The following is an 8,483-nucleotide window of genomic DNA, read 5'->3' as shown; positions in this document are numbered from 1 at the left end:
CTGGGTCAAGCATGCGGAAGTCTCTTTCACCAGCCAGCTTGAACCGCTCTCCGTCAGTGATGGTGTCCAGGTTAGTGGTTGCCTGTGCCGCACCTTGTGGTACTGATTGAGCATCGGCATCAGCGGTTTTTTTCGGGGCGGAGGGCAAGTGTTTGGCGATGTCATTCAGTGTGGTGACAACGTGGGCATTCATCAGCCTGATGTTGGTTGAGTATTCAGCTGGATTCGGATACATTTCCAGGGCGGTAAGGACTTCCCGCATCAGATAAACCATGGGCATTTGCTTAATTTCTGCCAGTGTTTCTGACTCTGATGATGACAGGGATTTCAGGTTGATGTGCAGACGTTTCCCGGTGGCAGCATTTTTGACGGTTTCAAGGTATTTTTTCGTCAGGGCGTTGATTCTTTCCTTGTCAAGTGCTTCGAGTTCGTAGGGGCGGTGGGTCATTATATCTTTAAGAGTTAGTGCTGAATCCTGGATCAGTTCAAGGTTTTCAAACTGGCCCAGGATATCCTTGGTAAGAGGACAGAACCCTGTGCCTGGAATGGGGACAGCATCTGCATTGGGGGGGGCCAGTGGTATCTTATGTTGATCAGAAAAACGTCCTAGAAACATTAGTATGTTCTTTTGTAGCTGATTCAGATCATAACCAGTAACCGTTATCACACCGACTTGAATATCCTGAACTGTGAGCCTTAAGCGATCGCCGCTTTTGCTAAAAGCGAAGTAACAGATATGATCAGAATTAGGTGCAACCCCAAACTGGACCAATTCAGTACCAAGGCTGTCAACATCAACCTGGTGAAGCAGTTTCTTGATCAGATCACTTATTGAATTGAATCCGCGCGATGTGATTTCAAGCTCTTTATCTACTGCAACCCTCACTATTTGTGCATTTTTGTAGGCTTGGGCAATATATAAGCTGTCAGCATTCAGCCCCAATGAAGCTGGATGATTCTTTAGTGAAGATGGAGTCTTGAGATATAATACATCCTGCAAGGTCATTCTGATCTGGATTGGGAGCCGAGTATAACCGGTACCAAACAATATTGACTCTGCCAGACTAGTCAATGAAGTTGAGAACTTCCCATTTAGGCCTGCTATGGCTGTGGACAGTACATCCGCGAAACAATATCCCAGTTGCTTATCGTAAGCCAGGGCCAGGGCATCATGAGCAATCGCTTGACAAAAGATCTTATTCAAATCGACCAAGGCAGCTACCTTCTTGGCCAGTGATTGCACTTTATCCAGACTGGCATCTAACGCTTTGAATTCTATTAAAAATTCATGATAAGGGTTTTTTGATTCGTAGCCTTCCAGGATATTCTGTATTTTGTCGTACAGTATATTAACCTTGAAGGTAATTTGGCCAGCTTGGTAGAAATCTTTGTCTTTGATAGCCTTGTCAATGTCTTGGCTGTACTTTTCCAGCCCTGACTTAATCGTTTCTTTATTTTTCATCCATTCGAACATCTCTTCGAATTCGAATTCTTTTAATTCAGGCTCCTTAGTGATGTTTTTACCTTCATACATAGCTTTGTTGAAGGTATCACGCATTTGCCAGAAGCCTTCGAAGAATTTTTTCATCTCTTTCTGCATTGGTTCTTCCTCAAATTCATCAAGCAGTCTTTCGAACTTAAATTTAATGCCCTTAATTTCCTCTTCTGTAAGTTCTCTTCTGGTTCTTTTTCTTTTCGTGTCATCCTGTTCATGGCTCGGGAGATAACTCTTTATTTGGTCAGCGAGCTGTTTCAGTTTATTGTCATAAACCCTGGCGACGGCGGGAAAGGATTTTTTAATAGCCCTGGTGAAGGAAGAAACAATTAGTACCAGATTGAATAATTCATACATTGTCACCCTTGCTTCAATAGCTGATATTAACTCGGACAAAGCAATCATTGGGTGTGGCCGCTGATTGTCACGGATGTGCGGCAATGGACCATCCGGGCGTTTACCGATGATTGCTTCGGGCTGCTGAGCTATCTCGGTGATATTCCCCCAGGAATTTTCGGCGGTTGCTATGGGCCTGTTTTGTTGGTAGTCCACCAGCTCGTCTCTCAGCGACGCCATTAACGTGATTTTCACACTCTTGGAAAGCAACTCCCCCAGTGGCTGCAGGGCAGTCGTCGGTGTAAGTGGACTTGTTGTGTTGGTCGCCTGAGTTGTGTTTACCGACTGGGCTGTAGCCGTTGCTGAACTGTCGTTAACCGTTGTATTTGTTGGTATTGAGGGGGTGAAAGTACTGGTATGGTCAGCAGTTGATAAGATGGGTGATGAGACCGTGCTGTCAGTGGTTGAGCCAGACGGTAGTCCTGTGGTTTCCGGGTTGACATCGGTGGTTGTGGAGTTTTCAGATAATGGTGTGAGTGGTTTGTTAGCAATGGAATTTGTCTCAGTGCTATTGCTGTGATTTTTTTCAGGGTCAGGCTTAATGAAAAGTTTATCATGAGCACGATACTGTAGGTATTCAGTTAATTTCTTTTGCATATTTTCTATCTTGCCTTCCAGAACCTTGGTTTCTGCCTGGTTTTTATTCATCAGTTTCTGGACATCTGACTCGGCCTTTGTTCGATAAGACAGAAATTTACTTTTGATTGGTTGTTCGGATAAATCTTTTTGAGTGGCATCAGCAGTGTAGGCATTCGGATAAGCAGCTGACGTTGGTGCTATCTGGTTATTCATTACCTGTTACCTTTGTATTAGTCAGTTGATGTGGAACAATGTATTGGCCAGTGTCTTATGATTTTTACAGGCAGACTAACGGATAAATCAGATGCTATTATTTTTTGTAATAATTCAGCTTCCAGCAAAGGCATATTGTTGTGATTTTGAACAGCTCTAAATAGTGAATGGTAAATGTCTATTAAACGCTGGGAGATTAATATAGTCAGGGATGTTAATCTGGTTGAAAAAAATACTCTTATATTCGTCAAGAGCCTAATTTTATTATGCATGGTCGCGCCTCACTCTTAAAGTAAGCCCTTGGCCTATCTTAATACGGTCAGGCGAACCATGAATACCTTATAGTAGAATAATGTCGTAAATAACCTTTCAGGTAACTGAAAGAAGGCAATTTCAGTATCTGTTCACCGCCCGATAAACCGAGAATCCATCCCGGGTGAGTAATGTCTCACAGTGGCCAAAAGCCTTCTGAATAATGGGCGGATAACGCAGAAAACTATTGGCAACAATACGAAGCTCCCCACCCGGGCGAAGCATCTGACGTGACTGGGAAAGAAACTGCTTTGTCACCTCATAGTGGGTTTTTACGCCCTGGTGAAACGGTGGGTTGGAGATAATCAGATCAAACTGCCCTGTCACTTCTGACAGGCCATCGCTGGGCAGTACCGTAAAAGAGTCACGCCCCGTGTCGCTCATGGTTTTGGTACTGCTGGCCAATGCCAGGGCATCACAATCCACCAGGGTAATATCATGCTCACCGGGCAGAGTATTAATATAAGCAGAGATCACCCCAGCGCCACAACCAAAATCCAGCACCTTGCCTGAAGGTACTTTATCCAGCGTTGCCAACAGAACCTGGGTTCCCTTATCCAGACGACCATGGCTGAACACGCCGGGTAATGAGGTAATGTCCATATTGACCGGGCCAGCCGTGACAGAAAACGTCTCAAACCACGGTTCAAGGGCAAAATTCTCCGGCTTTTGCAACGGCTCTGAAGCTTCCAGCAATACGCAATGACGGGCATTATCGACACTTTTAACATAGTCAAAACTGTTCTTGAGCCGCTTTTTCCAGGACTTGATCCCTTCATCGTTCTCTCCCACCAGCCAAATGGGCACACCTTCCGGCAAAAAGCTCAATACCATCACCAGCCAGAAGTCCATTAATGGTTTGCTTTTCTGGAGAAACAGCAAAACACCATCAACAGGCCGGGCAAAATCCATCGACAGGATCGGCGCAAAACTCAGGGAGAAGCGGTCTTCCAGCAGGGTCTGCCAAGGCAGCAGACGTCGATAAGTACTGAAATCACGAGTGAGTGCCGTGATATAGCCAACCCCATCATTCAACAAATGAGTTGCCAGATCATCAGCTGGCAAGCCAATCATCACCAGATGCTCAAGCTCGAAAAGCGCCTGGTTACGAACAATTAACTGGCCCTGATTGGTTAAATGTGAGGATAGTGGGGATGTCATAGGTATCAACGCCGGTTGCACAGTTCACAAAGCCGGAACTTAAGTAGTTGGCCAAATGGAATCGTATATTTCTGGCTAAGTGGGCAGTTGCTATGCAAGGCGCAACGCAGGGAGCATAGCCGTAGCTATGTGACCGGAGTTGCAACGCCGCACGACTGCATGGATGCAGGAGCTAGAGCAACGCAGGAGCAGTTGCCGGGAGTGACTGACAACTTAGTCAGAAATATATGATTTCATTTGGTTAACTACTTATACAGGAATAGTCCACGGTTTTCCATGCCAATACTTTCCATCAAACGTTCATGGAAATACGGATTTACAAGGCTGTTCCACCGGCATAGCATTCGCCGCCAGTTACGACCCGTATGGAGTTTTCTGATGAGTGAACCACAGGGTGATCTGGTTCTGCGCACACTGGCAATGCCTGCCGACACCAACCCGAATGGCGATATTTTCGGGGGCTGGATCATGTCCCAGATGGACATTGCCGGTGGCCTGGCATCGAAAAACCGTTGCAACAGCCGGATTTCTACCGTTGCCGTTGAATCCATGAGCTTTATCCATCCGGTGAAGGTTGGTGACGTGGTTTGCTGTTATGCTGATATCATTCGCGTCGGTAACACCTCCATGCGTATTAAGCTTGAAGTGTGGGTAATGTCCCACCCGTATAAATCAGAAGCTCGTCACAAGGTGACTGAAGGTTTTTTCACCTATGTCGCCATAGACGACAACGGACATCCTATCCCCGTAGACAGACGCTAACAACCGGGACTCCCCCCATGAAACAGAAAACCATTCTCGTCGGCATTGCCGGCGCCTCCGCATCCGGCAAAAGCCTGCTGGCAGAAACCCTGGTGGAAGAGCTCCAGTCAGAGCATCTGTGTGTTATTTCAGAAGATTCCTACTATAAAGACCAGACACATTTGAGCATGGAGGAGCGGGTTCGTACCAACTATGACCACCCGGAGTCCATGGATCATGACCTGATGCTGGAGCAGATGATCAAGCTGAAAAATGGTCAGGAAATCGAGGTCCCACTCTACGACTATAGTCAGCACAATCGCCGGACAGATACCCGCAAGGTAAACCCCGCCCGCGTGGTTATCTATGAAGGCATCCTCCTCTTCACCAACCCGGAAATCCGGGAAGCCTTTGACCTGCGCTTCTTTATGGATACGCCACTGGATATGTGCCTGATCCGTCGTATGAAGCGGGATATTCTCAGTCGGGGCCGGGATGTTGATTCCGTTATCAAGCAATACCTGGAAACGGTTCGTCCCATGTATATGCAGTTTATTGAACCTGCACGCCAGCATGCTGACCTGATCATTCCCCATGGCGGAAAAAACAGGATTGCCATCGATCTGATCAAAACCCAGATCCGTAACCTGATTGATTAAAAGCGACGCTGTCCCGGTATCCGCTGCCCGAAGAAGCCGAAACGGTTTGTGCTTGTTCGGGTAGCGGGAAGCATGTCAAAAACACCACCTTGCTTCCATTTCAATAACCGCCCAGGTATACTTCAGCCGTATAAGCGTCAAACACGCCCATTTTTTTCGTCCTTAAAAAAGATTTTGGGTCCGGCGCAATCTTCGCTTATCCGAAGATGGGTCTCCCCTGATCATCCAGGCTGTCCGGCCGCTTGTACATCCAACTTCCCCAAACCAACGTAGTTGCCAGTGCTGCTGTATGATTCCCGGATCACCATGCCAGGGCACTGCAAGATGGCGATTAAAAAGTTACTATGCGTGTAGAAGCTGATATCAAGCTGGGTTTCAAAGACGTTTTGTTCCGCCCAAAGCGTTCCACCCTGAAAAGCCGTTCACAGGTAAGCCTGGAGCGCACCTTCCGATTTGTTCACACTGACCAGGAATGGACCGGCGTACCCGTCATTGCTGCCAACATGGACACCGTCGGCACTTTCGCCATGGCTCTCGCCCTGGCTGAACACAAAATGCTGACGGCGGTTCACAAGCATTACACCGTCGAAGAGTGGCAGACCTTCCTCGACAACGCCCCTGAAGGCATTGAAAACCATATCATGGTCAGCAGCGGCACATCCGAAAACGATTTCGACAAAATGTCTGAAATCCTGTCCCTGAACGACAAACTCCGCTTTATCTGTATCGATGTAGCCAACGGTTACTCAGAGCATTTTGTCCAGTTCGTTGCCCGTGTTCGCCAGCGTCACCCCAACAAGGTGATTATTGCCGGTAACGTGGTTACCGGAGAAATGGTAGAAGAACTGATCCTGAAAGGTGCCGACATCGTTAAAGTGGGTATCGGACCGGGCTCCGTCTGTACCACACGCGTTAAAACCGGTGTCGGCTATCCACAGCTGTCCGCTGTTATTGAATGTGCCGATGCGGCTCATGGCGTTGGTGGTCAGGTGATTTCCGACGGTGGCTGCACCTGTGCCGGTGACGTGTCCAAGGCATTTGGCAGCGGCGCTGATTTTGTCATGATCGGCGGTATGTTTGCCGGTCACGATGAGTCCGGCGGCGAAATGGTAGAAGAAGATGGTCGGCAATTCCGCCTGTTCTACGGCATGAGTTCCACCACCGCCATGGACCAGCACGCTGGCGGCGTTGCCAACTACCGCGCCTCGGAAGGCAAAACCGTAAAAGTACCTTACCGTGGTCCGATCCTGGAAACCGTTCAGGACATCCTCGGTGGCGTACGCTCAACCTGCACCTACGTGGGAGCCGCGCAACTGAAAGAACTGTCCAAGCGAACCACGTTTATCCGGGTTCAGGAACAGGAAAACCGTATTTTTAACTAACCCCCAATCAACCACGGAGAGCACAGAGGATTTCCTCGTACTTTGTGAACTCCGTGCTCTTCGTGGTTGAAACAATCACATAATCACGCAACCACCGCAATCTCCGCAATCTCCGCAATCTCCACAATCTCCGCAACAGTCATCAGAGGAATTACCTGGCAATTGCGCTTCTGGCTCTCGATTCATGGTCATTGGTGCAGGCAAACAATTAAACCCTCCCCAGTGACAACAATGACAGGTGGAACTATCATCCAAGGATTTATTATCAACAGTTATTTCGGGATTCTGCTCCCGCCGCTGCATATTAAAATTAACGGCCTGGTCACAAACCTCTCCCCCATAGGTATGTGAATGACTGCCACTACAGCTAGAATCAGGGAAGTTATGCAGCCTCCTCGATAAAGGCAAAGCTGGCTTCTTGATAGCCTCATCATAGGCTGGAGAAAGAAAATTAGGCAGAGATTTGTCACTTTGATTTTCAACCTTCCTACCCCAGTTGCTCAAAACCGGGGTCAAAGGAGGCTCTTCAGCTAAAGACTCAGCATTAGGTGACCCACCAACAGAAGATGAGACTAACATGGAAGGGCTGGCATCTAACGGCTGCAACATATCAACACACCTTCATCGGCAAAATACGAAAATCAAAATGTACGATCGTTAGACCAACCAAACCAACAAAAAGTTCATCAATAAGCCGCAGAAATTCCCCGCTGATCAAATTCAGCCTTGATCGCATCCAGCTGCTCAGTGGATGGCGGGCGCACCGTTTCCAGCTCGTAGCTTTCACTGAAGGCATCCCACTTATGCACGCCGAGGCTGTGATAAGGCAGGATTTCCACCTTCTCAACACAATCCATTTTCTCCACCATATCTGCCAGCATGGCGGCATACAGTGGATCAACGGTAAACCCTTCCACCACCACGTAGCGGATCCAGGTTGGCTTTCTCAGCTCCTGTAAATACATGGCAAAATTACGGGTGTACCGGCCGGTGACATAGGTCAGCTTTTGATGCATCTCTTCGTCCATGTGCTTGATATCCAGAAGCACAAGGTCGGTGTAGGACAGCAGACGTTCAATATCCGGCGTGATTTGTTTGGCAAATCCATTGGTATCCAGGCAAGTATGAATACCGTGCGCTTTAAGCCCCTTGAACAGATCGGCAACAAATTCAGCCTGCAGCAGCGGCTCGCCACCAGTGACCGTAACACCACCGGTCAGAAAGCTCTTCACCTTGAGGATTTTGTCCAGAACTTCTTCATGACTGAGCACCTCACCGCCATCACGCAGATCCCAGGTATCCCGGTTGTGACAGTAGCGGCAGCGCATGTGACAGCCCTGCATAAACACAATGAAACGGATACCCGGTCCGTCTACCGTGCCAAATGAGTCCATGGAATGGACACGACCAAGGGACATGGCGACTCTCCTATTTACCCAACGAGTCTCTGTAAAAATCAGACCACTGTCTTTTACAAAAACCCTGAATACCATAAGCAAAAAAGGCCAGCAGAGCTGACCTTTTTTAAAGTTAAATTCCAGGAGG

General features: G+C 47.9%; 6 protein-coding genes and 1 pseudogene. 3 read left to right on the top strand and 4 right to left on the bottom strand.

What is annotated here, in order from left to right:
• Positions 1-2,683: pseudogene (locus tag ACO6V1_RS21095) on the bottom strand (hypothetical protein); the annotation flags it as partial.
• A 393-nt stretch (positions 2,684-3,076) separates the two neighbouring features.
• Positions 3,077-4,156 carry a methyltransferase gene (locus ACO6V1_RS21090; RefSeq protein WP_422445830.1) on the bottom strand — a complete coding sequence of 360 codons (1,080 nt, stop codon included), beginning with the start codon at positions 4,154-4,156 and terminating at the stop codon, positions 3,077-3,079.
• A gap of 378 nt (positions 4,157-4,534) precedes the next feature.
• On the opposite strand from ACO6V1_RS21090, the gene yciA reads away from it, so the two are divergent.
• From yciA to ACO6V1_RS21075, 3 genes are all read left to right on the top strand, one after another.
• Positions 4,535-4,918: an acyl-CoA thioester hydrolase YciA gene (gene yciA, locus ACO6V1_RS21085; RefSeq protein WP_269674768.1), complete on the top strand. Its 384-nt coding sequence runs from the start codon at positions 4,535-4,537 to the stop codon at positions 4,916-4,918.
• Positions 4,919-4,935: 17 nt separating this feature from the next.
• Positions 4,936-5,556, top strand: a complete 621-nt coding sequence (gene udk / locus ACO6V1_RS21080; RefSeq protein WP_269674769.1) for a uridine kinase — start codon at positions 4,936-4,938, stop codon at positions 5,554-5,556.
• A 344-nt stretch (positions 5,557-5,900) separates the two neighbouring features.
• Positions 5,901-6,938: a GMP reductase gene (locus ACO6V1_RS21075; RefSeq protein WP_422445834.1), complete on the top strand. Its 1,038-nt coding sequence runs from the start codon at positions 5,901-5,903 to the stop codon at positions 6,936-6,938.
• 75 nt (positions 6,939-7,013) lie between these two features.
• Here the strand turns inward: ACO6V1_RS21075 and ACO6V1_RS21070 are convergent, their stop codons facing one another.
• Both ACO6V1_RS21070 and pflA read right to left on the bottom strand, forming a co-directional pair.
• On the bottom strand, positions 7,014-7,547 hold the full coding sequence (locus tag ACO6V1_RS21070; protein ID WP_422445836.1) for a hypothetical protein: 534 nt from the start codon (positions 7,545-7,547) through the stop codon (positions 7,014-7,016).
• A gap of 77 nt (positions 7,548-7,624) precedes the next feature.
• A partial coding sequence (gene pflA / locus ACO6V1_RS21065; RefSeq protein ID WP_422468363.1) for a pyruvate formate-lyase-activating protein occupies positions 7,625-8,483 on the bottom strand: 859 nt, incomplete at its 5' end.

The sequence above is a fragment of the Endozoicomonas sp. ALC013 genome (genome assembly GCF_049310205.1).
In the GTDB taxonomy this organism is placed as follows: Bacteria; Pseudomonadota; Gammaproteobacteria; order Pseudomonadales; family Endozoicomonadaceae; genus Endozoicomonas.
This window is presented reverse-complemented; position numbering and strand designations above follow the sequence as displayed.